The organism is Rhizobium sp. SVR5-2C, from assembly GCF_056755115.1.
In genome coordinates this window covers 24,859-51,126 of sequence record NZ_JBNDHT010000015.1, presented here as the reverse complement: position 1 = coordinate 51,126, position 26,268 = coordinate 24,859, and the positions used below count along the sequence as shown (strand labels likewise).

At 60.3% G+C, this 26,268-nt stretch carries 26 protein-coding genes; 15 read left to right on the top strand and 11 right to left on the bottom strand.

All coding sequences use genetic code 11. The annotated features are described in order from the left end of the window. The first annotated feature begins 62 nt into the window (after positions 1-62). Positions 63-1,025 carry a cysteine synthase A gene (gene cysK, locus ACPYOI_RS06780; protein WP_481416865.1) on the top strand — a complete coding sequence of 321 codons (963 nt, stop codon included), beginning with the start codon at positions 63-65 and terminating at the stop codon, positions 1,023-1,025. A 79-nt stretch (positions 1,026-1,104) separates the two neighbouring features. Here cysK and ACPYOI_RS06775 read toward each other — a convergent pair whose 3' ends face one another. The 9 genes from ACPYOI_RS06775 to rsmI form a co-directional block, all read right to left on the bottom strand. Further along, a complete protein-coding gene (locus ACPYOI_RS06775; protein ID WP_481416866.1) occupies positions 1,105-2,637 on the bottom strand; it encodes a YifB family Mg chelatase-like AAA ATPase in 1,533 nt (510 codons plus the stop codon). A 180-nt stretch (positions 2,638-2,817) separates the two neighbouring features. Next, a complete protein-coding gene (gshB, locus tag ACPYOI_RS06770; RefSeq protein ID WP_481416867.1) occupies positions 2,818-3,765 on the bottom strand; it encodes a glutathione synthase in 948 nt (315 codons plus the stop codon). Between the two features lie 95 nt (positions 3,766-3,860). Next, positions 3,861-4,364 carry a cupin domain-containing protein gene (locus ACPYOI_RS06765; RefSeq protein WP_481416868.1) on the bottom strand — a complete coding sequence of 168 codons (504 nt, stop codon included), beginning with the start codon at positions 4,362-4,364 and terminating at the stop codon, positions 3,861-3,863. 95 nt (positions 4,365-4,459) lie between these two features. Continuing rightward, on the bottom strand, positions 4,460-5,563 hold the full coding sequence (gene ugpC / locus ACPYOI_RS06760; RefSeq protein WP_481416869.1) for a sn-glycerol-3-phosphate ABC transporter ATP-binding protein UgpC: 1,104 nt from the start codon (positions 5,561-5,563) through the stop codon (positions 4,460-4,462). A gap of 2 nt (positions 5,564-5,565) precedes the next feature. Next, positions 5,566-6,414, bottom strand: a complete 849-nt coding sequence (gene ugpE / locus ACPYOI_RS06755) for a sn-glycerol-3-phosphate ABC transporter permease UgpE (protein WP_168828019.1) — start codon at positions 6,412-6,414, stop codon at positions 5,566-5,568. A 10-nt stretch (positions 6,415-6,424) separates the two neighbouring features. After that, positions 6,425-7,309 (bottom strand): sn-glycerol-3-phosphate ABC transporter permease UgpA, encoded by an 885-nt coding sequence (ugpA, locus tag ACPYOI_RS06750; protein ID WP_481416870.1) that lies wholly within the window; start codon positions 7,307-7,309, stop codon positions 6,425-6,427. A 63-nt stretch (positions 7,310-7,372) separates the two neighbouring features. Beyond that, positions 7,373-8,698: a sn-glycerol-3-phosphate ABC transporter substrate-binding protein UgpB gene (gene ugpB, locus ACPYOI_RS06745; RefSeq protein WP_168828017.1), complete on the bottom strand. Its 1,326-nt coding sequence runs from the start codon at positions 8,696-8,698 to the stop codon at positions 7,373-7,375. A gap of 122 nt (positions 8,699-8,820) precedes the next feature. Then, the gene (locus ACPYOI_RS06740; RefSeq protein WP_481416871.1) at positions 8,821-9,189 is read right to left on the bottom strand and encodes a YraN family protein; all 369 of its coding nucleotides are present in this window, start codon (positions 9,187-9,189) and stop codon (positions 8,821-8,823) included. Beyond that, positions 9,179-10,099, bottom strand: a complete 921-nt coding sequence (rsmI, locus tag ACPYOI_RS06735) for a 16S rRNA (cytidine(1402)-2'-O)-methyltransferase (protein ID WP_481416900.1) — start codon at positions 10,097-10,099, stop codon at positions 9,179-9,181. Before rsmI ends, ACPYOI_RS06740 begins: the two co-directional genes overlap by 11 nt. Before the next feature lie 245 nt (positions 10,100-10,344). Here rsmI and dnaN point away from each other — a divergent pair, with 245 nt between their 5' ends. From dnaN to ACPYOI_RS06705, 6 genes are all read left to right on the top strand, one after another. Continuing rightward, positions 10,345-11,463: a DNA polymerase III subunit beta gene (gene dnaN / locus ACPYOI_RS06730; RefSeq protein ID WP_481416872.1), complete on the top strand. Its 1,119-nt coding sequence runs from the start codon at positions 10,345-10,347 to the stop codon at positions 11,461-11,463. A 116-nt stretch (positions 11,464-11,579) separates the two neighbouring features. Continuing rightward, a complete protein-coding gene (gene pmtA, locus ACPYOI_RS06725; protein WP_481416873.1) occupies positions 11,580-12,173 on the top strand; it encodes a phospholipid N-methyltransferase PmtA in 594 nt (197 codons plus the stop codon). 1 nt (position 12,174) lies between these two features. Beyond that, positions 12,175-12,762, top strand: a complete 588-nt coding sequence (locus tag ACPYOI_RS06720) for a histidine phosphatase family protein (protein ID WP_481416874.1) — start codon at positions 12,175-12,177, stop codon at positions 12,760-12,762. A 1-nt stretch (position 12,763) separates the two neighbouring features. Next, positions 12,764-13,456, top strand: coding sequence for an orotidine-5'-phosphate decarboxylase (gene pyrF, locus ACPYOI_RS06715; RefSeq protein ID WP_481416875.1), 693 nt, complete (start codon positions 12,764-12,766; stop codon positions 13,454-13,456). A 122-nt stretch (positions 13,457-13,578) separates the two neighbouring features. Next, the gene (locus ACPYOI_RS06710; RefSeq protein WP_481416876.1) at positions 13,579-13,866 is read left to right on the top strand and encodes a DUF1330 domain-containing protein; all 288 of its coding nucleotides are present in this window, start codon (positions 13,579-13,581) and stop codon (positions 13,864-13,866) included. Between the two features lie 110 nt (positions 13,867-13,976). Next, positions 13,977-14,957 (top strand): complex I NDUFA9 subunit family protein, encoded by a 981-nt coding sequence (locus tag ACPYOI_RS06705; RefSeq protein ID WP_481416877.1) that lies wholly within the window; start codon positions 13,977-13,979, stop codon positions 14,955-14,957. Between the two features lie 614 nt (positions 14,958-15,571). Here ACPYOI_RS06705 and ACPYOI_RS06700 read toward each other — a convergent pair. Next, positions 15,572-16,369, bottom strand: a complete 798-nt coding sequence (locus ACPYOI_RS06700) for an undecaprenyl-diphosphate phosphatase (protein WP_168828008.1) — start codon at positions 16,367-16,369, stop codon at positions 15,572-15,574. A gap of 281 nt (positions 16,370-16,650) precedes the next feature. Here ACPYOI_RS06700 and ACPYOI_RS06695 point away from each other — a divergent pair, with 281 nt between their 5' ends. The 5 genes from ACPYOI_RS06695 (at position 16,651) to ACPYOI_RS06675 (ending at position 21,591) form a co-directional block, all read left to right on the top strand. Next, positions 16,651-17,343: a glutathione S-transferase family protein gene (locus ACPYOI_RS06695; protein ID WP_168828007.1), complete on the top strand. Its 693-nt coding sequence runs from the start codon at positions 16,651-16,653 to the stop codon at positions 17,341-17,343. Between the two features lie 12 nt (positions 17,344-17,355). After that, the gene (gene queG, locus ACPYOI_RS06690) at positions 17,356-18,513 is read left to right on the top strand and encodes a tRNA epoxyqueuosine(34) reductase QueG (protein WP_481416878.1); all 1,158 of its coding nucleotides are present in this window, start codon (positions 17,356-17,358) and stop codon (positions 18,511-18,513) included. Continuing rightward, positions 18,513-19,385 (top strand): SDR family oxidoreductase, encoded by an 873-nt coding sequence (locus tag ACPYOI_RS06685; RefSeq protein WP_481416879.1) that lies wholly within the window; start codon positions 18,513-18,515, stop codon positions 19,383-19,385. The genes queG and ACPYOI_RS06685 overlap by 1 nt, the downstream gene beginning before the upstream one ends. A 399-nt stretch (positions 19,386-19,784) precedes the next feature. Next, complete coding sequence (locus tag ACPYOI_RS06680) at positions 19,785-20,156, top strand: septal ring lytic transglycosylase RlpA family protein (RefSeq protein WP_168828004.1); 372 nt, start codon at positions 19,785-19,787, stop codon at positions 20,154-20,156. 145 nt (positions 20,157-20,301) lie between these two features. Next, complete coding sequence (locus tag ACPYOI_RS06675) at positions 20,302-21,591, top strand: RsmB/NOP family class I SAM-dependent RNA methyltransferase (RefSeq protein WP_481422685.1); 1,290 nt, start codon at positions 20,302-20,304, stop codon at positions 21,589-21,591. Positions 21,592-21,600: 9 nt separating this feature from the next. On the opposite strand, the gene ACPYOI_RS06670 is transcribed toward ACPYOI_RS06675, so the two are convergent. After that, complete coding sequence (locus ACPYOI_RS06670) at positions 21,601-22,113, bottom strand: HPP family protein (protein ID WP_481416881.1); 513 nt, start codon at positions 22,111-22,113, stop codon at positions 21,601-21,603. Positions 22,114-22,319: 206 nt separating this feature from the next. Between ACPYOI_RS06670 and ACPYOI_RS06665 the strand changes: the two genes are divergently transcribed. The 3 genes from ACPYOI_RS06665 to ACPYOI_RS06655 are packed head-to-tail and all read left to right on the top strand — an operon-like array spanning position 22,320 to position 26,267. Then, the gene (locus ACPYOI_RS06665; RefSeq protein WP_481416882.1) at positions 22,320-23,591 is read left to right on the top strand and encodes an imelysin family protein; all 1,272 of its coding nucleotides are present in this window, start codon (positions 22,320-22,322) and stop codon (positions 23,589-23,591) included. Between the two features lie 43 nt (positions 23,592-23,634). Further along, positions 23,635-25,173: a di-heme oxidoreductase family protein gene (locus tag ACPYOI_RS06660; RefSeq protein WP_481422684.1), complete on the top strand. Its 1,539-nt coding sequence runs from the start codon at positions 23,635-23,637 to the stop codon at positions 25,171-25,173. Continuing rightward, a complete protein-coding gene (locus ACPYOI_RS06655; RefSeq protein WP_481416884.1) occupies positions 25,173-26,267 on the top strand; it encodes an imelysin family protein in 1,095 nt (364 codons plus the stop codon). Before ACPYOI_RS06660 ends, ACPYOI_RS06655 begins: the two co-directional genes overlap by 1 nt. Position 26,268: the final 1 nt, after the last annotated feature.

Here is a 26,268-nt window from a genome sequence, read left to right as displayed (position 1 = left end):
TCTGGCCTGCTTCAGACTTTGACCCTATTCTCTTCCCCAACCATCATTAAGGGAGCGTATTCATGCTGAGGAAACCGGGCCGTGGCCGCATCTACTCGTCGATCACCGAGACCATCGGCGATACGCCGATTGTTCGCCTCGACAAGCTCGCCAAGGAAAAGGGCGTCAGGGCAAATCTTCTTGCCAAGCTCGAATTCTTCAACCCGATTGCCTCGGTCAAGGATCGCATCGGCGTCGCCATGATCGAGAGTCTCGAAGCTCAGGGCAAAATTACGCCCGGCCGCTCGACGCTCATCGAACCGACCTCGGGCAATACTGGCATCGCGCTCGCCTTCGCAGCCGCGGCCAAGGGCTATAAGCTCATCCTTACCATGCCGGAGACCATGTCGGTCGAGCGCCGCAAGATGCTGGCGCTGCTCGGCGCCGAACTCGTGCTGACCGAAGGGTCGAAGGGCATGAAGGGCGCAATCGCCAAGGCGGAAGAACTTGCCGCGTCGCTTCCCGACGCCATCATCCCCCAGCAGTTCGAGAATCCGGCAAACCCGGAAATCCACCGCAAGACAACGGCCGAGGAAATCTGGAACGATACCGAAGGCACCGTCGACATTCTCGTTTCCGGCATTGGCACGGGCGGCACAATCACAGGGGCCGGCCAGGTTCTGAAGTCGAAGAAGCCGGAAATCAAGGTGATTGCGGTCGAACCGGAAGAGTCTCCTGTTCTATCCGGCGGCCAGCCAGGCCCGCACAAGATCCAGGGCATCGGCGCCGGCTTTGCCCCTGCGATCCTCGATACCAAGATCTATGACGAGATCGTCACCGTCAACAGCGCCCAGTCCATGGAGATAGCCCGCCTCGTCGCCAAGCTCGAGGGTGTTCCCGTCGGCATTTCCTCTGGTGCGGCGCTGGCGGCTGCCATCGAGATCGGTCGCCGCGAGGAGAATGCGGGCAAGAATATCGTCGTTATCATTCCGTCTTTCGCAGAGCGCTATCTTTCGACGGCGCTATTTGAAGGACTAGGGAACTGAATAGCGAGAGGCTACCGCCTTCGAGGCTGCAGGCAAGCCATGTAACTATTCGCTATTTGCGACTTCCTACTCGCTCATCTCACGCAGCCACCGTCAACCGCTCGCCGGCAATCCGGTAGGAAATGGCTTCCGCAAGATGAATACGCCCGACCATGGGCTTGCCGTCGAGATCGGCAAGTGTCCGCGCCACCTTCAGCACGCGGTGATAGCCGCGTGCTGAAAACCGCATTTTCTCGGCGGCGTCGCGCAGTAGCTGCAGGCCGCCGGCATCCGGTTCGGCATATTTTTCGATCGCTGCCGTCGAACAGCGGGCATTCGTGACAATCCCTGCAAGACCCGCCGCAATGAAGCGATCCTGCTGGATCTCCCGGGCGAGCGCGACGCGGGCTGCCACCGCGGCACTTGTCTCGGCTGCCATCGGGCGAATGAGGTCGGCTGCGGACACCGCAGGAACGTCGATGCGGATATCGATGCGGTCCATCAAGGGTCCGGAAATTCGCGCCTGGTAATCCGACTGGCAACGCGGGCCGCGGGCGCAGCTGTGGCCCGGTTCGCCGGCCATGCCGCAGCGGCAGGGGTTCATAGCCGCGACAAGCTGGATGCTCGCCGGATAGGAAACCCGGTGGTTGGCACGGGCGATGATGCACTCACCCGTTTCCAGCGGCTGGCGCAGTGCATCCAGCGCCTGCGGCGAAAATTCGGGAAACTCGTCCAGGAAGAGGACGCCGTGATGCGCCAGCGACGCTTCGCCGGGCCTCGCACGCAGGCCGCCGCCGACCATCGCCGCCATCGTCGCGGAATGATGCGGCGTGCGGAACGGACGGCGATCCGAGAGCTTGCCGCCGGAAAGCTGGCCGGCAATGGAATGGATCATCGAGACTTCGAGAAGCTCGGCCGCCGAAAGCGGTGGCAGGATGGAGGGTAGCCGCGCTGCCAGCATCGACTTGCCGGAGCCGGGCGGACCGACCATCAGGAGATTATGCCCGCCGGCGGCTGCCACTTCGAGCGCGCGCTTGGCGCTCTCCTGCCCCTTGATGTCGGCAAGGTCCGGCAGGTTGGCCGCATTGGCGCGGATAGATGGCTCCGGTCGCGAAAGCACCTGCGTTCCCCGGAAATGATTGGCGAGCGCGATCAGGCTGCGCGGTGCGAGGATGTCGAGGTCGGCGCCTGCCCATGCGGCTTCCGCGCCACTTTCAGCCGGACATATCAGGCCCTTGCCCATAGCGTTGGCGCCGATCGCCGCCGGGAGCGCGCCGGAAACCGGCGCAATCGTGCCGTCGAGATTGAGTTCGCCAAGCACGACGAACTCGGAAAGCGCATCCGCCGGTATGGCCCCAAGCGCCGCCATCAGGCCGAGCGCGATCGGCAGATCGAAGTGGCTGCCTTCCTTCGGCAGATCGGCAGGCGCGAGATTGACCGTTACTCTCTTTGCCGGCAACGCGAGACCGGAAGCATGGAGTGCCGCCTGCACACGATCGCGGCTTTCCGCCACGGCCTTGTCGGGCAACCCGACGATCTGCATTCCCACTTTACCGGGAGCGACCATCACCTGGACCTCCACAGGTACGCCTTCAATGCCTTGAAATGCAACCGTACTGACGCGCGCGACCATGCCCATCCCCTGCCTGCAACTTTTACGCCCGTTTTGCGACTTGTTGTCGCCACAGATTGCAATCTTACATAGAAGAAAGAATAAAACAAGAACAATAAAAGAACGGACTCACGTACTCGTTGCAGCCGGGTTGCAGCGAGTACGCAGAGCGCGAACGAAAGGGAACAGAAGCCGGAACGGTCAGGCGCGCTTGCGCTCGATGGCATCCCAGAGGAGGCTTGCGATATCGGCACCGCCGAACTTGCGGACCTCCCGGAGTCCCGTCGGAGAGGTGACGTTGATCTCGGTCAGGTAGTCGCCAATGACATCGATCCCGACAAGCAGGAAACCGCGTTCTCTCAATGCCGGGCCAATGCGCCTGCAGATTTCCTTTTCGCGGGCCGTCAGTTCGGTGGCCTCCGCGCGGCCGCCGACATGCATATTGGAGCGGCTGTCGTGCTCGGCCGGCACCCGGTTGATGGCGCCGACCGGCTCGCCGTCGACGAGGATGATGCGCTTGTCGCCCTTGCGGACATCCGGCAGATATTGCTGGGCGATGAAGGGCTCGCGGAAAAGCTGGCCGAACATTTCGAGCAGCGAGGAAAGGTTGCGGTCGTCCCTGGTCGAGTGGAAAACGCCGGCACCGCCATTGCCGTAGAGCGGCTTCAGAATGATGTCGCCCATCTCTTCGCGGAAGCGGCGGATCTCCTCCGCATCCTTGGTGATCAGCGTCTTCGGCATGAGATCGGCAAATTCGGTAACGAAAACCTTCTCCGGCGAATTGCGCACCCAGGCCGGATCGTTGACGACGAGCGTCTTCGGATGGATGCGCTCCAGGAGATGTGTGGAGGTGATGTAGGCCATGTCGAAGGGCGGGTCCTGGCGGAGCAGCACGACGTCCATGGTCGAAAGATCGACACGCTCGGGGGCGCCGAGTTCGAAATGGTCGCCCTTCACGTCGCGCAGCAGCATCGGCTCGACGGAGGCGTAGAGCCTGCCGTCACGGAAGCTCAGCCGCTCGGGCGTATAATGGAAAAGCTTGTAGCCGCGCGTTTGCGCCTCGAGGCTCATGGCGAAGGTGGAATCGCCTGCGATATTGATGCCCGCGACATGGTCCATCTGGACCGCTACGTTCTTGATCTTGGCCATTTCCGTCCCTCATTGAATGCCGGACAGATGTAGGTCTCAAGCAGCGCAAACGCAACGCCAATCAATGACGTCAGGCCACTCACGTCTAGGATTTTTCAGGCCGCGAGGCCCTGCTGTTCGCCGTTTCGCAGGAGGTTGCGAAGACGGTAGAGGATCGCAACCGGCTTCGGGAACGGCTTGCGAAGGAACGCGACCTTCCGCACGTAGTTGTCCACCCGCCAGCTTGCCCATGTGCCGCCTGCGAAGAAGGCGACGTCGCCGGCACGCAGCATCCGTTCGGTTCCATCTTCCGCGGTGACATGCACTTCGCCTTCGAGGATCATCACCGTCTCGTCCCAGCCGAAGAACCAGCGGAATTCGCCGGCGGTGCAGTCCCAGATCGCCGTCACTGATGCGTCGTCATGGCCGCGGGAATGCTCCGCGGTACGCGCCTGCGGGTCGCCGGCTACGACCCAATCCGGGTTGATCGGCGTCGATTTCATCGGCAGGCGGTCGCTGGAATGCGCAACGAAGTTCTTGCCGCGCGCCGGCACAATGACCTGCGGTACGGAACGCGCCGCCATCGCGACCGCGCTTGCGAGCATCAACTTCCAGGCCATGCACAACCCCCTAATTGCTATCCCCGGTCATTGCGGAATAGCAGAGAGTCGTAACGGCTCCGTTCAGGCGACTGTTAAAATCTTAACAATGCGTTTCAAGCGATCGCATGAGCCGCGGCGGCCGGACTATCGGCAGCCGTAGCGCCGCCAGCGATGCGCTTGCCGGTGTCATGCGCGAAGAAATGCAGCTTTTCCGGCGCGATCACGAAGCGCAGTTCCGCTGCCATCGCCGTTTCCGGGGAGACGACCGCCGTCAACGGCTGGTCGCCCAGAAGCCCGTGGACGAGGCGTTGCGAGCCGAGTTCTTCGACATATTCCACCGTCAGCGGCATGGCGTATTCGTCCGGCTTGGCTAGGCGCAGGTCTTCCGCGCGCATCCCGATGGTGACGGGGCCGGAGGTTGGGGCATTGCCCGCGAGATCGATCAGGCTCGGGCCAATCGCCAGCTTGTCGCCATGCAGCTCGCCTTTCAGAAGATTCATGGCGGGAGAGCCGATGAAGCTCGCCACGAAAGTGGACGCGGGCGTGTGATAGACGTCGAGCGGCGCGCCGACCTGCTCGATCCTGCCGCCATTCAGCACCACGAGGCGGTCGGCGAGCGTCATCGCCTCCAGCTGGTCATGGGTGACATAGATCGAGGTCGTGGCGAGACGGCGCTGCAAGCGCTTGATCTCGCCGCGCATCGAAACACGCAGCTTGGCATCGAGGTTCGAGAGCGGCTCGTCGAACAGGAAAACGGCAGGCTTGCGGACGATCGCGCGTCCCATCGCAACACGCTGGCGCTGGCCACCGGAGAGCGCCTTCGGCTTGCGCTCCAGATATTGCGCGATCTGCAGCATGCGCGCGGCTTCCGCGACGCGGGCGTCGATTTCATTCCTTGGCGTCTTGCGGTTCTTCAGGCCGTATTCGAGGTTCTGCCGGACAGACATATGCGGATAGAGCGCGTAGTTCTGGAAGACCATGGCAATGTCGCGTTCAGCCGGCTCGACATTGTTGACGACGCGGTTGCCGATTTTCACCTGCCCTTCAGAAATGCTTTCAAGACCGGCGATCATGCGCAGCAGCGTGGACTTGCCGCAGCCCGAAGGCCCGACAAGCACGATGAACTCACCATCCTTGATATTGATGCCGACATCGGAGACGGCCTTGACCCCACCGTGATAGATCTTGCCGACGCCTTCTACATCGATAGAGGCCATTGTCATTTCTCCGTTTCGACCAGGCCTTTGACGAAAAGGCGCTGCATGACGATGATGATGAGGACCGGCGGCAGGGCAGCCAGGATAACGCCCGCCATGACGAGGTTCCACTGCGTGTTGCCGTCGAGGACTGCGGCCAGGCGCTTGATGCCCATCACCGCGGTGTAATAGCCGGGGTCGGTGGTGATCAGCATTGGCCAGAGATACTGGTTCCAGCCGTAGATGAAGAGAATGATGAAGAGAGCGGCGATATTGGTACGCGACAGCGGCAGCAGGATATCGACGAAGAACTTCATCGGTCCGGAGCCATCGACGCGCGCTGCCTCCATCAGTTCCTCCGGGATCGTCAGAAAGAACTGGCGGAACAGAAAGGTTGCGGTCGCCGATGCGATCAGCGGAATGATCAGACCCGGATAGGAATTCAGCATGCCGAGGTCGGCGACCACCTTGTAGGTCGGCAGGATACGCACTTCGACCGGCAGCATGAGCGTCAGGAAGATGACCCAGAACGCGGCCATGCGGAACGGGAAGCGGAAATAGACGATCGCGAAGGCGGAGAGGATCGAGATTGCGATCTTGCCGACGGCAATCATCACCGCCATCAGCAAGCTGTTTGCCAGCATCAGCGCGAAGGGTGGCGCACCGGCCACCGAGTTGCCGTTGCTGAGCAGCTGGCTGAAATTTGAAACGAGCTGATCGCCGGGAAGGAGCGGCACCAGGCCGGTCATGAAATCCGTCGAGCCGTGGGTCGCGGCGATGAAGGCGAGATAGACGGGGAAGATCACCGTTACCACGCCGACGATCAGCACGAGATGCGTGAGGAAGTTCAGAAAGGGACGGTTCTCGATCATCGCGCGGGCCTCAATACTGTACTTTTTTCTCGACCCAGCGGAACTGGATCACGGTCAGGGCGACGACGATAAGCATCAGCACGACCGATTGAGCGGCGGAAGGACCGAGGTTGAGGCCTACGAAACCATCGGCATAGACCTTGTAGACCAGCGTGTTGGTGGATTGCGAGGGGCCGCCGGAGGTGGTCGAGTCCACAACAGGGAATGTGTCGAACAGCGCATAGGTGATGTTGACGACCGCCAGAAAGAAGGTTGTCGGCGAAAGCAGCGGGAAAACCACCGTCCAGAATCGCTTGAACGGACCGGCGCCATCGATGGCGGCAGCTTCCGTCACCGATTGCGGAACGGACTGCAGGCCGGCGACGAAGAAGAGGAAATTGTAGGAAATCTGCTTCCAGGCCGAGGCGACGACGATGAGGATCATCGCATCATTGCCGTTCAGGCGGTGGTTCCAGTCATAGCCGAGATGGCGAAGGATATAGGGCAGGATGCCGATGCTGGGGTTGAACATGAACCACCAGAGAAGGCCGGCCGCGGCGGGTGCGACGGCGTAGGGCCAAACGAGCAGCGTGGTATAGAGCCTTCCGGTCTTCAGCACGCGGTTCACGCAGACGGCGAAGAGCAGCGAAAGCCCCATCGAAAGCACGGTAACGGACACCGAAAAGATCAGCGTCACCCATAGCGCATTCATGTAATCGGCGCTGCCGAAGAGCTTCGTGTAGTTGGCAAACCAAACAAAGGTCGTCTTCATGCCGAAGGGGTCTTCGCGCAGGAACGACTGGCGGAATGCCTGGAACGCAGGCCAAATGAAGAAAACAAGTGTAATCGCGAGCTGCGGCGCCAGAAGGAAATATGGCAGGACGCGGTTCAAGAAGATTGTGCGCTTTGTCTGCATGGCTCGCCCAACATGGAAAGGCCCTCCCCGGCGTGGGGAGGGCTTGGATTCAACCTCGAAGGCTTAGTTCGAGTTTGCGGCTTCGAATTCGCGCAGGATGGCGTTGCCTTCCTTGACGGCTTCATCGAGCGCCTGCTGACCGGTCTGCTTGCCGGAAAGCACGGTTTCGAGTTGCTGGTCGATGATGTCGCGGATCTGCGTCAGGTTGCCGAAGCGAACGCCCTTCGAGTTGTCGGACGGCGTGCCGCGGGTGATCTGCTTGATACCGACGTCGGAGCCCGGGTTCTTTTCGTAGTAACCCTGCGACTTGCCGAGATCGTAGGCAGCGTTGGTGATCGGCAGGTATCCGGAGAACTGGTGCCAATCAGCCTGTACTTCCGGCTGGCTGAGATAGGTGAAGAACTTGGCGGCACCCTTGTAGACTTCCGGCTTCTGGCCGTTCAATACCCAGAGGGTTGCGCCGCCGATGATCGAGTTCTTCGGATCCTTGGTCACGTCGTCGTAGTAGGGGAGCGTCGAGAAACCGACCTGGAAATTCTTGGCGTTGGCGATGACGCCTGCGCGCGAGCCCGAGGAGCCCATATAGATGGCACATTCCTGCGAATAGAACTTCGGAGCCGAGTCGGGACCGCCGCCCGGGCCGCCGTACTGGAAGTAACCGGCGTCCTGCCACTTCTTCAGGTCGTCCCAGAGACGAGCCTGGTTCGGGCCATTAAAACTAAGTTCAGCCTTGGTGCCGCCGAAGCCGTTCTGCAGCGTGCCGTAAGGCAGGTCATGAATGGCCGAGAAGTTTTCGAGACCGAGCCAGGTGGCAGCATAGGTGATGGTGAAGCCGCACTTGGCAGCGCCGGAATCGACGATCTTCTTCGAGAAGTCAGCCAGTTCGGCATAGGTCTTCGGAGCGACTTCCGGATCAAGGCCGGCCTTCTTGAAGACGTCCTTGTTGTAGTAGAGGATCGGCGTCGAGGAGTTGAACGGGAAGGACAGAATGTTGCCTTCCGGATCGGAGTAGTAGCCGACGACCGGCGCGATGAACTTCGACGGATCCCACGGCTCGCCTTCATCAGCCATCAGCTTGTAGACCGGGTAAACGGCGCCCTTGGCAGCCATCATCGTACCGGTGCCGACTTCGAAGACCTGAACGATAGCCGGCTGTTGACCTGCGCGGAACGCTGCGATCGCGGCCGTCAGGGTTTCCGGATAGGTGCCCTTGAAGACCGGCGTGACGTGGTATTCGGTCTGGCTGTCGTTGAACTTCTGGACGATCTGCTCGAGCTTCTGGCCGAGCTCGCCGCCCATGGCATGCCACCAGGTGACTTCAGTCGCGGCGAACGACGTCGACGAAGACAGTACGACCGCAGCAGCGGCCAGCGCAAACTTCTTGAACATGGATAAACCCTCTCACCAACTATTGGTGAGAGACGCAATAGAGGGCTACTGTGACGCCTCCTTAAAAGTTTCATGACAGGACCGTCACAAAATCCGGCATTTTGCACAGCTATGCAAGCCGATCAGAATGCATCTGGAAAATGCCGCGGCAGACGGCCGGGCAATACCGCTACAATATCATATCGTTGAGAGAGGCGGCTGTAATCCGGCTGGCGCGCGAGCCACAGATCACTGGCGTTCCGGATGCGTTTTTGGGCGGCGTACGAAACCGCATCTACGGCGCGTAATTCGTCGCACCGGGCCTTCACCTCGACGAAGACCGCGAGGTCGCGCTTTCGGGCAATGATATCGATCTCGCCGAGCTTCGTGCGGTAGCGGAACGCTACGATGCGATAGCCCTTCAGCATCAAAACGACCGCCGCGATATATTCCGAGATATGGCCGCGGCGTTCAGCCTTTCTCCGGCTAAGGGTTACATCCCTATCGCTCATCCCTGACCTTCATATCGAGCAGACGCTGGTAAAGTTCCTTGCGTGGCAGGCCGGTAAGCCGGGCAGCTTCAGCGGCCGCCTTGGCCGTCGGCATGGAAGTCGCAAGATTGGCGAGAATTGCCTCAACGTCCGCCTCGTCCGCCTGCTTCTCTTCCGGGGGGCCGATCACGAGCACGATCTCGCCCTTCACGTTGTCGTTTTCGGCGTAGTGCGCGGCAAGTTCCGTGAGCGTGCCTCGGCGGAACTCCTCATAGGTCTTCGTCAACTCACGGCAGACGGATGCGTTGCGGGTGGGCCCAAGCACATCGGCAGCGGCAGCCAGCGTCGCGCCGATGCGGTGCGGCGATTCAAAGAAGAGCAGCGTTGCCGGGGTGGCGGCAAGTTCCGCCAGCCGGTCGCGCCGAGCCTTGTCCTTGACGGGGAGGAACCCTGCAAACAAGAAGGCATCGTTCGGCAGACCCGAGCCGACGAGCGCGGCGAGCGGTGCGGATGCCCCTGGAACGGGAATAACACGATAGCCTGCTTCGATCGCCGCCTGCGCGAGGCGATAGCCGGGATCGGAAACGAGCGGCGTTCCGGCGTCGGAGACCAACGCGACGGACTTGCCAGCCGCAAGCGCAGCCAACAATCGCGGACCTGCCTCATCGGCATTATACTCATGATAGGCAAACGGCCGGTTGCGGATACCGTACCGATCCAGAAGAACGCGGGTCACGCGCGTGTCCTCGCAGGCAAGCACATCGGCACCCGCAAGCGTTTCCAGCGCCCGCAACGTGATATCACCGAGATTGCCGATCGGCGTAGCGACGAGATAAAGCGCCGGCTCCAGCGGGCGGGCCGGAATGGCGACGTTGTGCAAGCGATAGCCGCGGTGCCCACCGCTCTCGCTTGGCGTATCCTCATTATTCAAGTTCAAGGCCCCTTTTGCTCTTTAATCTTTATGCGCGAGGGCTTTGTCGGCGGCAAGTGTCGGGAATTCTGTGAGCATCATCGCGGAAAACCGCAATTGGAGCCCCGCTTGGCCTCGCACCCCTTGCATTCGGCCGCAAAGTTCTGCCATTTTGCCTATCCACTCCTCCGGTCCGGAGCCGAAAAGCATCTTCTGGCGCGCCTTTGTACGCCGGGACAGTAACGGTCGAAAAGCGGTAGCATCCCATGCGTATTACAATTGAGCGGTCAAACCTGTTGAAGTCGCTGAACCACGTTCACCGCGTGGTCGAACGTCGCAACACGATCCCGATCCTGTCCAATATCCTGCTGCGCGCCGATGGTCAGAACCTCGACATGAAGGCGACCGACCTCGACCTCGAAGTGACCGAAGCCACGCCCGCCAATGTCGAGCAGCCTGGCGCGACGACAGTCCCGGCGCATCTTCTTTACGACATCGTCCGCAAGCTACCGGACGGCTCGGAAGTTCTGCTTGCGACATCGACGGATGGCGGCTCGATGGCGGTCCAGTCCGGCCGCTCGAAATTTTCGCTGCAGTGCCTGCCGCAATCCGACTTCCCGGATCTGACCGCCGGCACCTTCACGCATTCGTTCAAGCTGAAGGCATCCGATCTCAAGATGCTGATCGATCGCACGCAGTTTGCGATCTCGACCGAAGAGACGCGCTATTACCTGAACGGTATCTTCTTCCACACGATCGAAAGCGGCGGCGACCTGAAGCTACGCGCGGTCGCCACCGACGGCCATCGCCTCGCGCGCGCCGATGTGAAGGCGCCCTCGGGTTCCGAAGGCATGCCGGGCATCATCATTCCTCGCAAGACGGTCGGCGAACTGCAGAAATTGGTCGACAATCCTGATGCGGTCGTCACCGTGGAAGTCTCGGACGCGAAGATCCGCCTCAGCATCGGCTCGATCGTCATGACCTCGAAGCTCATCGACGGCACTTTCCCGGACTACCAGCGCGTTATCCCGACGGGCAACGACAAGGAGATGCGTGTCGATTGCACGACATTTGCCCAAGCTGTCGATCGCGTCTCGACGATTTCCTCCGAGCGTGGCCGCGCCGTGAAGCTGGCGCTCTCCGACGGCCAGCTGCTGCTTACGGTCAACAATCCGGACTCCGGCAGTGCCACGGAAGAGGTGGCGGTGGACTACGACACCGATTCCATGGAAATCGGCTTCAACGCCAAATATCTGCTCGACATCACGGCCCAGCTTTCCGGCGATCAGGCGATCTTCCAGCTTGCCGATGCAGGCTCGCCAACGCTTATTCGCGACACCGCCGGCGACGATGCGCTCTATGTCTTGATGCCGATGCGCGTGTAATCGCGCGTCGCATTTACCGCGTGAAGTTTGCCGATTGCGACATTTGGTCTTGTTTTCGTATCCGAGGACTGCAAATAGAGAACTGACGATTTGTTTGCGTGATCGTGGAGGACGGCATGGCGTTGCGGCTGAAGGAACGGCTCGGCAAAAAGTTCGATGAGGAAATCCGCTTCTTCAAGGGCATGATGCAGGGGCCGAAAACGGTCGGCTCCATCGTTCCGACGTCCTCGATCACCGCCCGCAAGATGGCAAGCGTCGTCAACGTGAACTCCGGTCTCCCGGTTCTGGAACTCGGTCCCGGCACTGGCGCCATTACCAAGGCCATCCTCGGCCGCGGCGTGAAGCCGGAAAACCTCGTCGCTATCGAGTATTCGACCGATTTCTACGAGCATCTCGTCCGCCTCTATCCGGGCGTGCGCTTCATCAACGGCGATGCGTTCAGCCTGGACAAGACGCTGGGCGCGCTCAAGGATCAGACTTTCGATTCCGTCGTTTCGGCCGTGCCGCTTCTAAACTTCCCGATGCAGGCGCGGATCGCCCTTCTCGAAAGCCTCCTCGACCGTATGCCGGCAGGCAGGCCCGTCGTCCAGATTTCCTATGGTCCCGTCTCGCCGATCATCGCCCGGCCGGAGCGATACCATATCAAGCATTTCGATTTCATCGTCCGCAATATCCCGCCGGCCCAGCTTTGGATCTACCGCCGCAGCTGAGATGCACGGGCTTTACATCACCCATCCGCAAGTGAAGATCGACCCAGGTGTCCAGGTGTCCCAATGGGGTCTGTCGGAGACCGGCGAGGCTCGCGTCCGCACCATCGCTAGGAGCGTGTGGGCGAGGCGACTGCGCCGCATCGTTTCCAGCGACGAGACAAAAGCCATACAGACCGCAGCTATCCTTGCGCAAGCGGCGGGCGTGACGATCGAAATTGTCCCCGGCATGCACGAAAACGACCGCTCGGCGACCGGCTTCCTGCCGCCTGCGGAATTCGAGAAGGCAGCTGACTGGTTCTTCGCGCGCCCGGAAGAGAGTTTTCGAGGCTGGGAAAGGGCGATCGACGCCCAGGCCCGGATCGTCTCTGCCGTCGAGACCATTCTTGACGACCACGATCCCTCGGCACCGATCGCCTTCGTCGGCCATGGCGGTGTCGGAACGCTGCTGAAGTGCCATCTCGAGCGCCGCACGATCTCGCGCGATGGCGATCAGCCGGGCGGCGGCGGTAATCTCTACTGTTTCAGCCTTGCAGAGCGGCGCCTGTCGTGCGACTGGACACCCATCGAAGACTGGCAGGGATGGATGTGATATGAGCGCACGCGAGCGGCTGATCGTCGGGCTGGATGTTCCGACACTTGGCGAGGCGGAAAAGATCGTTTCAACGCTCGGCGACGACATTCTTTTCTACAAGATCGGCTATCAGCTCGTCTTTGCCGGCGGTCTGGAATTCGCGCGCGAACTCGCGCAGAGCGGCAAGAAGGTCTTCCTCGACATGAAGTTGCTCGATATCGACAACACGGTCGCTTCCGGCGTGGAGAACATCGTGAAGATGGGCATGTCGATGCTGACACTGCATGCCTATCCGAAGGCGATGAAAGCTGCCGTCGAGGCGGCAAAGGGCTCCGACCTCTGCCTGCTCGGCGTCACGGTTCTGACGTCCATGGACGAGCAGGACCTGATCGCTGCTGGCTATGAATACGACCCGCACACCTTGGTCCTCCGCCGCGCTGAACAGGCCCATCTAGCCGGCATGGGCGGCGTCGTGTGCTCGGCAGAAGAATCGGCTGCCGTTCGCAAGATCGTCGGCCCCGATATGGCGATCGTCACGCCCGGCATCCGCCCGGCCGGCAGCGAAAAGGGCGACCAGAAGCGCGTCATGACGCCCTCCGATGCGCTGAAGGCCGGCTCGAGCCACCTGGTCGTCGCCCGGCCGATCGTCAAAGCGTCCGATCCGCGCGAGGCGGCGCGCGCAATTCTTGCTGAGATGGACGCCGCGCTCTGACGTGTGTTGCGGCCAGCTATTGATCGAACTCATCATTTGACGGGTACACGCAAGGACGCGGTGTATTGACGCCTCCTGCAATTTGGATGAAGACAAATACAACCGTCAACCGGAGGAAAACCATGGCCAAGGGATACTGGATCGCGCGCGTCGATGTTCGCGACCCCGAGCGTTACAAGGACTATGTCGCGGCAGCAAAACCGGCCTTTGAAAAGTACGGTGCCAATTTCCTCGCCCGCGGCGGCGCAATGACTGAACTTGAAGGCAAGTCGCGCGCGCGAAACGTCGTCATCGAATTCCCTTCCATGCAGCATGCGGTCGATTGCTACAACTCGCTGGAATATCAGATCGCCGCCAAGATCCGCCAGGAAGTCGCCGACGCGGAAATGATTGTCGTCGAAGGAATCTGATCCCCTGCGTATCTTGACTTCGGGCGCATGTGGACCTTTCCGCCGCGCCCGGATTCGGCTAAAAGCTTGCCGATGAACGCATCCCATCCAAGCCTTTCGAGGAGCCTGCCATGACCCTTGCCAACCTGCCGCCGCTCGTGACCGTATTCGGAGGTTCCGGCTTCATTGGCAGGCATGTGGTAGGCGCGCTGGCAAAACGCGGCTATCGCATCCGCGTCGCTGTACGCCGGCCCGATCTTGCAGGTTTTCTGCAGCCGCTCGGAAATGTCGGCCAGATCTCTTTTGTTCAGGCGAACCTGCGTTACCGCAACTCGGTCGATCGCGCCGTCGAGGGTGCCGATTTCGTCATCAACTGCGTCGGCGTCCTTTTCGAAGCCGGCCGCAACACCTTCGACGCAGTGCAGGAATTTGGCGCACGCGCCGTGGCCGAAGCTGCCCGTGCGAGTGGCGCGAAACTCATCCATATCTCGGCGATCGGCGCCGATGCGAATTCCGATTCAAGCTATGCCCGCACCAAGGGTCGCGCAGAGGCGGCAATCCTTTCGACCGTAAGAGAAGCGGTGATTTTCCGCCCGTCGATCGTTTTCGGCCCGGAAGACGGCTTCTTCAACAAGTTCGCCGACATGGCTCGCCTTTCGCCGGTTCTTCCGCTCATCGGTGGCGGCAACACGAGGTTTCAGCCGGTTTATGTCGGGGATGTCGCCGAAGCTGTAGCTCGCGCTGTCGATGGCAAGGCTACCCCCGGGACAATCTATGAACTCGGCGGTCCGGAAGTTCTCACCTTCCGCCAGTGCATGGAGACTATGCTGAAGGTCACCATGCGCAAGAACGCGCTGGTCTCCATCCCGTTCAGCATCGCATCGCTCATGGGCAGCGTTGCGTCGCTCATCCCTCTTATCACCCCACCCATTACGGTCGACCAGGTTCGTCTGCTGAAGCGCGACAATGTCGTTTCGAACGCGGCCGAAACGGAAGGCCGCACGCTGAAAGCCCTCGACGTCACACCGACGCTGCTGGTTTCCGTGCTGCCGTCCTACCTCGTGCAATATCGCCCGCATGGCCAGTACACCGGCTCGGGGAAAGCCGCTTAACCCCCCTCCTCCAGCGTTCGAACGTCGCTTGTGCTTGGCCACGGGCGACGTTTTTCATTTGTACCGGGCGGAAAGCCTGACGCACGTTTCGCGTGTTTTCTTCAATCACGTCATGGTTGACGTTGCATAAAAGACGCATCAAAAATTTAGTGAAATTAACGGCGCATTTAGCGGGAACATTTATTGCTATTTCCTATTCCACTGACTACACACCCCGCGCGTCCTGAGACGGACTCAGCGCCTTTGGCGGCGCGCTATTTTGATTTGAGAGGCTTTATCAAATGGGCAAGTCAATCGCGCTTCTTTTTGCGTGTGCGGCACTGGTTATCCTTGCAGGCTCCTTCATTGCGCCCGGTTCGGTCGCCGCAGTGAAAGGTGGTTGCGCGCCGGCCTACGGCGTTGATCCTTGCTCGACTGCCTCCATCAACCGCTGACGGAAGACCGGCGCGTTAGTGCCGGCGTTGTTCTTGCGAGCAGAAGCGAGCAGTTCGATCAGACCTGCCTGAAGCATCTGGCTTCAAGATGCATGTTCGCCGTTTCCGGTTGTGTGTGAAGCTGATGTGATGACCGTATTCGCGCCGCGGGCTGCGCGAATACGGAAAGCGACGGGTGTCTCAGGCAATCGCCCCGGTCGCGGCCATACCGAGCAGAATGACTCCGAGAATGATGCGGTAGATCGCAAACATCGTAAATCGGTTGCTCCGGATATACGACAGCAGCCACTTCACGGCGACGAAAGCGACGACAGTGGAAACGACGAAGGCGATCCCAAGGCCCGTCCAATCCTCGTTTGCCGCTCCGCCATCCTTCAGCGTCTTCAGCAATTCGTAGGCACTCGCGGCATACATGGTCGGGATACCGACGAGAAAAGCGAATTCGGTAGCCGCGGCGCGGTTGCCCGTGCCCGCCAGCATGGCAACGAAAATCGTGGCGCCTGAGCGTGACGTTCCCGGGAAGACGCCGGCGACCACCTGGGCAATGCCGACCAAGATGGCAACGAGCCAGGTAATCTCCTTGTAAGGCGGCCGACGCGCGGCGGCCCATTCGGCAAATATCATCCAGACACCACCGATAATGAGTGCCCAGGCGATTGGCGTCGCAGTCTCAGGCAGTTCGAAGCCGAGCTTCTTGACGATCAGTCCGAGGATAGCGGTAATGAGAAATGCGACAATCAGCTTGGCAGCGTAGGAGCGGTTCCCTGGATCCCGCCAGCCGACCACGAGGCTCGCGAGACGACGCCAGTAAATGATAGTGACGGCGAGGATAGCACCCGCCTGGATAACGATATTGAACATGTCCGACCGGTGGCCGAGCCATTGCTCCGCAATGATGAGATGGCCAGTGCTCGAGATCGGTAGAAACTCGGTGATCCCCTCTATGACGCCTAGAATTATAGAGCTCATGTAGTCCATATATAGTCTCCGGTTTAAAGGTCGGTCGGACGCGAAGCGGTTACGTCGCTCGAGACGGTTCCCGTCTTCTTTAGTCAGTGGCGTGGCGAAAAAAGGCCGGTGTCCATCGGATGGGCATAAAAACTCATGTTTGCCGGCGGGGAAGGGGTAAGCTTGGTCTCCGAACCTTGATACGCGGTTGAACCGATCACGCGTTCCTATATCTTTTTTAAACTCTGATTGTTAGGAGTTTAATAAGGGAGACAATCGCCAAAACGCCAAAAAGGCAGCTGAACGGATAAATGCCAGTACTCTATCATCACCCCATCTCCACAGCCTCCCGGTTCATCCGGCTGGTACTTGCAGAATACGGTTACCAGGTCGAACTCGTGGAAGAGCAGACCTGGGACAAGCGGCGCGACTTTTTGGCGCTCAATCCGGCGGGTACCTTGCCCGTCTACGTGGACGACAGCATGCGGGCGCTGTGCGGCGCCACGGTCATCTCCGAATATCTCGACGAAACGCATGGTGTGCTGAAGCGCGACCGGCGTCTTCTTGCAGAGGACCCTTTCCAGCGAGCGGAGATCCGCCGCCTCGCCGAGTGGTTCATGCAGAAGATGGAGACGGACGTAACCCGGCCCCTGGCGCGGGAGCGGGTCTATAAGCTGCAGATGAGCGCAGATCAGGGCGGCGGCGCACCGGATTCGAAGATCCTGCGTACGGCGCGGGCGAATATACGCCAGCACATGAAATACCTGACCTGGCTTGCAGGTTCGCGGCAGTGGCTGGCAGGCGATCGCATGAGCTATGCCGATCTCGCCGCGGCCGCTTCGATATCGATCCTCGATTATCTCGGCGAGATCGACTGGACGGAATCGCCGATCGCCAAGGATTGGTACCAGCGGATGAAGTCACGGCCGTCCTTCCGTCCGCTTCTGGCCGAGCGGGTGCGCGGACTGACACCGGTCTCCCACTACGCAGACCTGGATTTCTGACGAGGGCTTCCGATGCCCGAACGGATAGCAGACGACAAGGAGCGCAAGCGCCGCGACAATCTGACCGCCTTCGTTCGCGCGGAGGCGGCAGCGTTCGGCTTCGATCTCTGTCGCATCACCCGGCCGGATTCGATTCCGGAAGCGAAAGAGCGGCTTCGCGAATTCATCGATGCCGGGCGTCACGGTACAATGGAATGGATGGCGGAGACGCAGGAGCGCCGCGCTGACCCGTTGACGCTATGGAGCGATGCAAAGTCCATCGTCGTCTTCGGCCTCAACTACGGCCCCGACGAGGATCCGCGCGATGTTCTGGAAAAGCCGGACAAGGCCGCAATCTCTGTCTATGCGCGCAATCGCGACTACCACGATGTCATCAAAGGGCGGCTCAAGGAAATCGCGACGCGCTTTGCGGCGCGGGCGGGAGCTGACGTGAAAGTCTTTGTCGATACCGCGCCGGTAATGGAGAAACCGCTCGCGGCGGCCGCCGGCCTCGGCTGGCAGGGCAAACATACCAATCTGGTCAGCCGCAGCCACGGCTCCTGGCTCTTCCTCGGCTCGATGTTCACGACAGCCGATCTCAACATAGATGAGCCGGAGCACGACCACTGTGGCTCTTGCCGGGCCTGTCTCGACATCTGTCCGACCGCAGCCTTCCCTGCGCCATACCAAATTGATGCTCGACGCTGCATCTCCTACCTGACGATCGAGCACAAAGGTCCGATCGACCCGGAATTCCGGCCGCTGATCGGCAACCGGATCTATGGCTGCGACGACTGTCTTGCGGTCTGTCCATGGAACAAGTTCGCCGCTTCGGCGTCCGAAATGAAGCTGCAGGCGCGCGACGACTTGAAAGAGCCGTCGATTGACTTTCTACTGACGCTCGACGACGCAGCGTTCCGAAGCTTCTTCAGCGGCTCGCCGATCAAGCGCATCGGTCGGGACCGCTTCATACGCAACGTTCTGATCGCGGCCGGCAATTCCGGCGACCGCGATCTTGTCGACCAATGCCGGCGGCTGGCTGTTGACGCTTCGCCTGCTGTTCGCGGCATGGCAATCTGGGCACTTTCGCGACTGATGGCGCGCGACGCGTTCGCAGCCTTTGCGGCCCAAAGGCCGGACGAGTCGGATGCCGACGTGCTTGCGGAGTGGCAATTGGTGGGGGTGGTATGATGCATGTGATGATCTTCGGCTGCGGTTATTCCGGCACAGCAATCGCCAAGGCCTTTGCAGGAGCAGATGTCCGCATTTCAGGCACGACGAGATCGGCCGACAAGGCTGAGACGCTCCGCAGCCAGGGCGTCGAAGCCTTCGTCTTCGACGGTGAAACGATCGGCAAGGAGTTGCTTCATGCCATGCAGGGCGTGACGCATCTCGTACAATCGATCGCGCCGAGAGAAGCCGGAGACCCGCTGATCAATCTTGCCAGTTGTTGGGTCGACGAAATGATGCCCGGGCTGCAGTGGATCGGCTATCTCTCGACCGTCGGCGTCTATGGCGACCACAAAGGCGGGTGGGTCACCGAGGAGACGGTCTGCGTCCCGGTTTCCGGACGATCGAAGGAACGACTTGAGGCCGAGGATGCGTGGCTGAATTTGGGCAAAGACCTCGGCATACCCGCCGCCGTATTGCGCCTCTCGGGCATTTACGGTCCGGGCCGCAATGCTTTCGTCAATTTGGATCGAGGCACTGCTCGACGTCTGATCAAGAAGGATCAGGTTTTCAATCGCATTCGCGTCGAGGATATCGGCGCGTCGGCGCGCTATCTCGCAGACCGCTCCCTCGGCGGCATTTACAATATCACGGATGACCTCCCTGGCCCGCCGCAGGATGTCATCGTCGAGGCGGCGCGCCTCATGGGCGTCGAACCGCCGCCGGAGCAGCCCTTCGAAACCGCCGAACTGACGCCGATGGCGCGCTCCTTCTATGGCGAGAACAAACGCGTTTCGAACGCAAAGTTGAAGGCCGCAGGCTTTGCTTTTGCCTTCCCGAACTATCCCATGTCGCTCGCGCAGCTGTGGCAAGGCGGCATGTGGCGGGGTTAACCTGAGTGAGTTATTCCGGCCACCCCAAAAGAGTAGAAATTTCCTACTTTCGAATTTTAGCAATCAAAATTTCGCTTCCATTTATGGTTAACGGCCTCTGAATTTGCTGAAATGAGGCAGCAAATGCGGCAAAGCCGAAAATTTATTTTTGTTACTGCGACAACATCCCGCCATGCCCGGGATGGCGAAGAAAATTCGTTCGAATTCTAACTGATTTTCTTATCTTTTTTCTACTTTTCGCATAGCCGGACCATTTTTGGGTTGTTTTCAAATAAATACCAAATGTTACAGACTGTAACAGTCCGTGATTAGGCGAGGCCCTTTTTCGCCACTTTTGCCCGGATTTAAGCCCCCACCGCCTGAAAGGGCGCAAGTTCAACAGTTGAGGGGTTATCCGTTTTGAAGAATATCAGCCGTTCTATTATCACCACCGTAGCTATTGCCGCTTCTTCTTTCATGCTTCCTGCTGAGGGATTTGCTGCAGCTGGCTGTGGCGGTGCTTCGTGGTACGCACTGCATTCCAAAACAGCGTCTGGCGAACGTATGAATCCTGCCACTTTAACTGCCGCACACCGTTCGCTCCGCTTCGGCACCAAGCTTAGAGTTACCAACCGCAACAATGGCCGCAGCGTCATCGTTCGCGTCAATGATCGCGGTCCATTCATTAGAGGCCGTGTCCTCGACCTTTCCCGTGCCGCCGCACAGAACATCGGCATGGTAAGCTCGGGCACCGCCAAGGTGTGCTACGAAGTCGTCGCCAGCGCTGGCTAAAGCGTTATAGCTGGCCAAACCGGGCCAGCGCTTGCTCTTCCCGTCAATCGCGGCTACCACGCGGTTGAGACTTGTGAGCTGTCTGCAGCGTCTGTCACGCTTCCCGCGGATCGTTCACAAGCCGAAGGCAACGGGAGACTTGTGAATGCGTTTGGGTGGCCGCCTCGAAGGGGCGATTTCGGTTCTTGCGGAGATCGATCAACGCAAGCGACCTGTCGCCGATGCGCTGAAGGACTGGGGCCTTGCGCATCGTTTCGCCGGTTCCGGCGATCGCGCCGCAATCGGCAACATCGTCTACGACGCGTTGCGCATGCGCCTTTCGCATGCTTTCCTGATGGATGATGACAGCGCGCTGGCAGCTGCCTACGCCGTCATGTTCCGCCAGTGGGGCCTTACGCCGGAAACGCTTGCCGCAGAACTCGCAGACGACAAGTTCGCACCGCCTGCCCTGCCCGATGCTTCTCTCACCGCCTTCGTTAGCCGCTCTCTTTCTTCGGCACCTTCCCATGTCCAAGGTGATATTCCCGAGTGGGTTCAAACCTCCTTCGAAACTGCCTTTGGCGATAGCTGGCTTGCCGAAGCGCAGGCTCTTGCGGCGCGTCCGACACTCGATTTGCGCGCCAATATCTTGAAGGCCAGCCGCGAAAAGGCGGTCAAGGCGCTCGAAAGAGCCGGCGCGCATGAGACGAAGATCGCACGCTACGGTATCCGGATTCCCGCCGGCGAAGGCGCCTCAAGGTTGCCGAACGTCACAGCCGAGCTTTCGTTCCAAAAAGGCTGGTTCGAAATTCAGGACGAGGGCTCGCAGATCGTTGCGGACCTCGTGTTGCCCAAGGATGGCGAGCAGGTGCTCGATTACTGCGCTGGTGGCGGCGGCAAGACGCTCGCCATGGCGGCGGCGATGCACAATAAGGGTCAGGTGCACGCCTATGACGCCGACCGCAAACGCCTTGCTCCCATCATCGAGCGCCTGAAGCGCGCCGGCACACGCAACGTTCAGGTGCATGACGACGCAAAGGCGCTTTCGAGCCTCCGCGCGCGCTGCGACAAGGTGCTCGTCGATGCGCCCTGCACGGGAACCGGAACCTGGCGCCGCCGTCCGGATACCAAGTGGCGGTTGACGGCAAGGAACCTCGACGAGCGCACCCATCAGCAGCAGGACGCGTTGAAACAGGCGAGCGCCTTCGTACGTCCGGGCGGAGAGCTCGTTTACGTGACCTGCTCGGTGCTGCCGCAGGAGAATGAGGAACAGGTGCGCCGTTTTACGGCGGAGAACCCGGAGTTCTCGATTGTCAGTGCGTTGCCCGCTTGGGACAACCTCTTCGGCAAGGATGCACCGCGGCCGCGCTCACCCGACAACGAGACCATCACCCTGACGCCGGCCTTGACCGACACCGATGGTTTCTTTTTCTGCCGGATGCAGCGGAAGGCCTAGGATCGGGGCTTAGGGTGCCTCGGGCGCACGCAGCGGATATTGATGCCGTGGCGGTATGAAGTGGTGGACCACAGCGATCGTGACCAGCAGAATACCGCCAAAAAATACGATCAGGAAAAGCGTCGGCCCGCCCAGATGCGAGCCGAAGGCCACCAGGGGCACAGCGCCGGCGGGCGGATGGGTAATCCGCAGAAGCAGCATGCCCGCGATCGACAGCCCGACAGCGATAGCCGCTGCCCACCACAGGCCGGGGAACAAGAATACTGCCAAGCCGCCGACCAGCGCCGCCAGCAGATAGCCGCCGATGACGTTGGCAGGCTGCGCGAACGCGCTTTTCGGGTGGCCGAAAAGCAGAACGGCACTGGCGCCGAACGGCGCGATCAGGAGCGGGATACCGGTCGCGACTGTAAGCGCACCCACCGAGAGCATGCCGATGACAGCTCCGACACCGGATTTCAGGTGATGGTGGGCGTGGCCCTTGGGTTCATGACGATGGAGATAATGCCGGAGATGGCGGCGCATGCAGGCGAGATCCAGATCAAGAATTAAGCAATTGCCCGTTAATAGACCAGCTCATTGCCTCTTTCCAAGCAAAGTTCTTTCGAAGCAAAGGCTTTTTCAAAAATTCCATACTTAAAACCGTTCTAAACTAGAGTATTTGACACAAGTTTAGTTTTGCGCGAAGAGGCTTTGGCAATTCAGACGGAGTTCCGTCACAGGAGAGGACCATGAAGCTCAACAAGCATTTTTGCGCCGCACTGGCGCTGGCGGCAGTGCCCCTATCCGCCACCCAGGCTTTTGGCACTGACGCTGCAGCTGTCGTCAAACATTACGCCGAAGTCGCCCATGCCAAGTACGAGGACTCGCTCACGACCGCCAAGGCGCTCGACGCGGCGGTCGACGCTTTTCTGAAAGCACCCAGCGACACGACGCTGCAGGCCGCTAAGGATGCCTGGATCAAGGCGCGCGTCCCCTACCAGCAGACGGAAGTCTATCGCTTCGGCAATCCGATCGTTGATGATTGGGAGGGCAAGGTGAACGCCTGGCCCCTGGACGAAGGATTGATCGACTATGTCGATGCGTCCTACGGCACGGAAAGCGATGAGAACTCGCTCTATGTCGCAAACGTCATCGCCAACAAAACGATCAAGATCGATGGCAAGGACGTCGATGCTTCCAAGCTGACCCCGGAATTCCTTTCGGGCACGCTGCAGGAAGCAGGCGGCGTCGAAGCGAACGTTGCCACCGGCTATCATGCCATCGAATTCCTGCTCTGGAGCCAGGACCTGCATGGCACGGGAGCGGGGGCCGGCGAACGCCCGGCAACCGACTACGACCTCAAGAATTGCACCCACGGCAATTGCGATCGCCGCGCCGACTACCTGAAGTCCGCTTCCACACTGCTCGTTTCCGACCTTCAGGAAATGACCAACAACTGGGCTCCTGATGGCGCTGCTACCAAGCATGTCGAAGAAAACCCGACGGCCGGCCTCACCGCCATCCTGACCGGCATGGGTTCGCTCTCCTATGGCGAGCTCGCCGGCGAGCGCATGAAGCTTGGCCTGTTGCTGCATGATCCGGAAGAAGAGCACGATTGCTTCTCGGACAACACCTACAATTCGCATCTCGACGACGCGATCGGCGTCGCTGCCGCCTACACCGGCGAATATACCCGCGTCGACGGCACGAAACTGACCGGCCCGTCGCTGCACGACCTCGTTGCCGCCAACGACAAGGGGCTCGACACGGAGATGACCGGCAAGCTCAACACGACGCTCGATGCCATGCATGCAATGGCAAAGCGCGGCGAGACCGTCGAGAAATACGATCAGATGATCGCCGAGGGCAACAAGGAAGGCAACGCCACCGTCCAGGCGGCCATCGATGGCCTGATTGACCAGACGAAGTCGATCCAGCGCGTGATTGCTGCACTCAACCTCGGTACGGTGCAGCTTGAAGGTTCCGACAGCCTGGACAATCCTAACGCTGTTTTCCAATAAGCAAAGGCGGGCCGTCCTGAAGCAGGGCGGCCCGAACTCCGAAATGCCGCATAACCCGGCTCGCCGTCTCTATTTCAGCGTGGCGCTTCTAGCGACGCTTGCCGGTCTGCCGGTGGCCCTTGCCGCCGGCTTCGATCTGCCGGCAAGACGCGTCGATCTCTCAGATGCCGATCTGAGACGCGTTGAAACCGTAACGCGCCCGACGAGCGATTTTTCCAAGGCTGAACCCTATGAGGCGATGCAGGCGGGAGCTGCGACCTCGATCAATCCTGTCACACAGGACAGCTTTTCGCGTATTTCGGCCAATATCCCCTTCAAAGAGGAACAGAACTTCAAGCTCGGCAACGCGCTCTTCAAGAAACTGTGGGTTTCCGCCCCTTCTTCGACACAGGCCTCCGATGGCCTCGGTCCGCTCTTCAACGCCCGCTCCTGCATGAGCTGCCATGTCAATGACGGACGCGGCAAGCCTCCCGAAGGCGGCGTCAGCGCGACCTCGATGTTCCTTCGCCTTGCGCGGGCACCGACGACGGCCGAGGAAGAAAGAGCCGTCGCCAATGCCGAGACGGTGAACTTTCCCGACCCTGTCTATGGGCACCAGCTGCAGGACCTTGCCGTTCCCGGCCTTGCCGCCGAAGGCAAGATGGCCATGCGCTACACGGAAAAAGCCGTGACTCTTGCCGGCGGCGAGACGATCTCGCTGCGGGCGCCAAGCTACGAAGTCAAGGACCTTGCCTATGGTCCGCTCGATCCGGCAACGACGATATCACCGCGCGTCGCGCCGCCGATGATCGGCCTCGGCCTCATCGAAGCGATTCCGGCTGCCGACATCCTGGTGCATGCCGATCCCGATGATAAAGATAGCAACGGTATCTCGGGAAGGGCGGCCATCGTTCGGGATCATCGCACCGGCAATATCGCCCTTGGCCGCTTTGGCTGGAAGGCACAGAATGCAACGGTGCGCGACCAGAACGCCGACGCTTTCTCGGGCGACATCGGCATTTCCACTCCCGACCGGCCGGACGCTCACGGCGATTGCACGAAGGCGGAGACGAAGTGCCAGGAAATGCCGTCCGGTGTGCAGAAACGGCTTGGCAACGAGGAGGCTCCCGGGCCGATCCTCGACCTCGTCACTTTCTACTCCGCCAACCTTGCGGTGCCTGCCCGGCGAAAGGCAAGCTCCCCGGTGACGCTCAGAGGCAAGGAGCTTTTCTACCGCTCCGGCTGTATTTCCTGCCACGTGCCCAAGTTCGTCACGCGCCGGGACACGGCCGAAAAAGCCCAGTCTTTCCAGCTCATCTGGCCCTATTCGGATTTCCTGCTGCACAACATGGGCGAGGGCCTTGCCGATGGCCAACAAGTCGGCGTTGCAAGCGGACGTGAATGGCGCACGCCGCCGCTATGGGGTATAGGACTGACCCAGACTGTCAGCGGACACAGCTTTTTTCTTCACGACGGCCGCGCCAGGAATCTCACCGAGGCGATCCTATGGCATGGCGGAGAAGCCGAAAACGCCCGCGATGCATTCTCCTCTCTGCCGAAAGACGATAGAGAGGCTCTGATCAGATTCCTGGAGTCCCTGTAATGCGCCTTTGGCAACCTCTCCTGCTTTCGCTTTTTCTCGCGACATCGGCGACGGCACAGACCGCAGCGCCGCCCGCAGGGCTTGCCGACGAAGCAGTCCAAAGCGTCATGGCACGCGCCGTCGACGAGGTGATCCGTCCCGGCTACCGCAACATGCAGCAATCCGCGGCACGCCTGACGACGGCGATGAAGGACCTCTGCGACAGCGGGACGCAGCAGACCCTGGATAAAGCCAAATCCGCTTTCGACGATACGGTTCGCTATTGGTCGATCATAGAGATCGTGCAAACCGGCCCGGTGATGCAGGACAATCTTTTCGAGCACGTTCTTTTCTTTCCCGACCGCAAGGGCCTCGGCCTCAAGCAGGTGCAGGCGCTGATTGCCAAGGCCGATCCAAAGGATGCAACGGTTGATGCGATCGCCGGAAAGAGCGTTGCCGTGCAGGGCCTGACGGCGCTTGAATATGTGCTTTACGGAAATGGCTCCGACGAGCTTATCGGGCAAAAGAACGGCTTCCGTTGCCAATATGGCGCGGCTGTCGCGGGCAATATCCAGCGTGAGGCAGGAGAAGTCGTCGCGGCCTGGGAAAAGCCGGATGGCGTGCAGGCAAGCTGGAAGCATCCCGGCCCGCAAAGTGAAGACTTCATGGACAACAAAGAGGCGGTGACGGCGCTGCTCGGCATTCTCGTTCACGGCGCGGAGACTGTCCGTGATCAGCGGCTCGAGCAATTCTACAAGGGCAAGGAGACGACGCCGCGTCCGCGCATGGCCATTTACTGGCGCTCGAAAAACACCTGGAAGTCGATGGCGGCAAACCTCGAGGGCCTTCGTACGCTCTGGCAAAAGGCCGGAATGGCCGAGCTTCTGCCAGCAGACAACAAGCCCGTTGCCGATGCCATCGAGGCGGATTTCAAGACGCTGCTGGACACGGTGCCGAAGCTCAATCCTGACATCGAAGTTGCAACCGGCGAGCCCGAAAAGGCCAAGCTCGATGCGCTTCTCGCGACAAGCCGCGAGCTGATCACGGCTATCAGCGACCAGTATGGCGGCGCGATCGGCCTTTCGGCCGGCTTCTCGTTCTCCGACGGAGACTGAG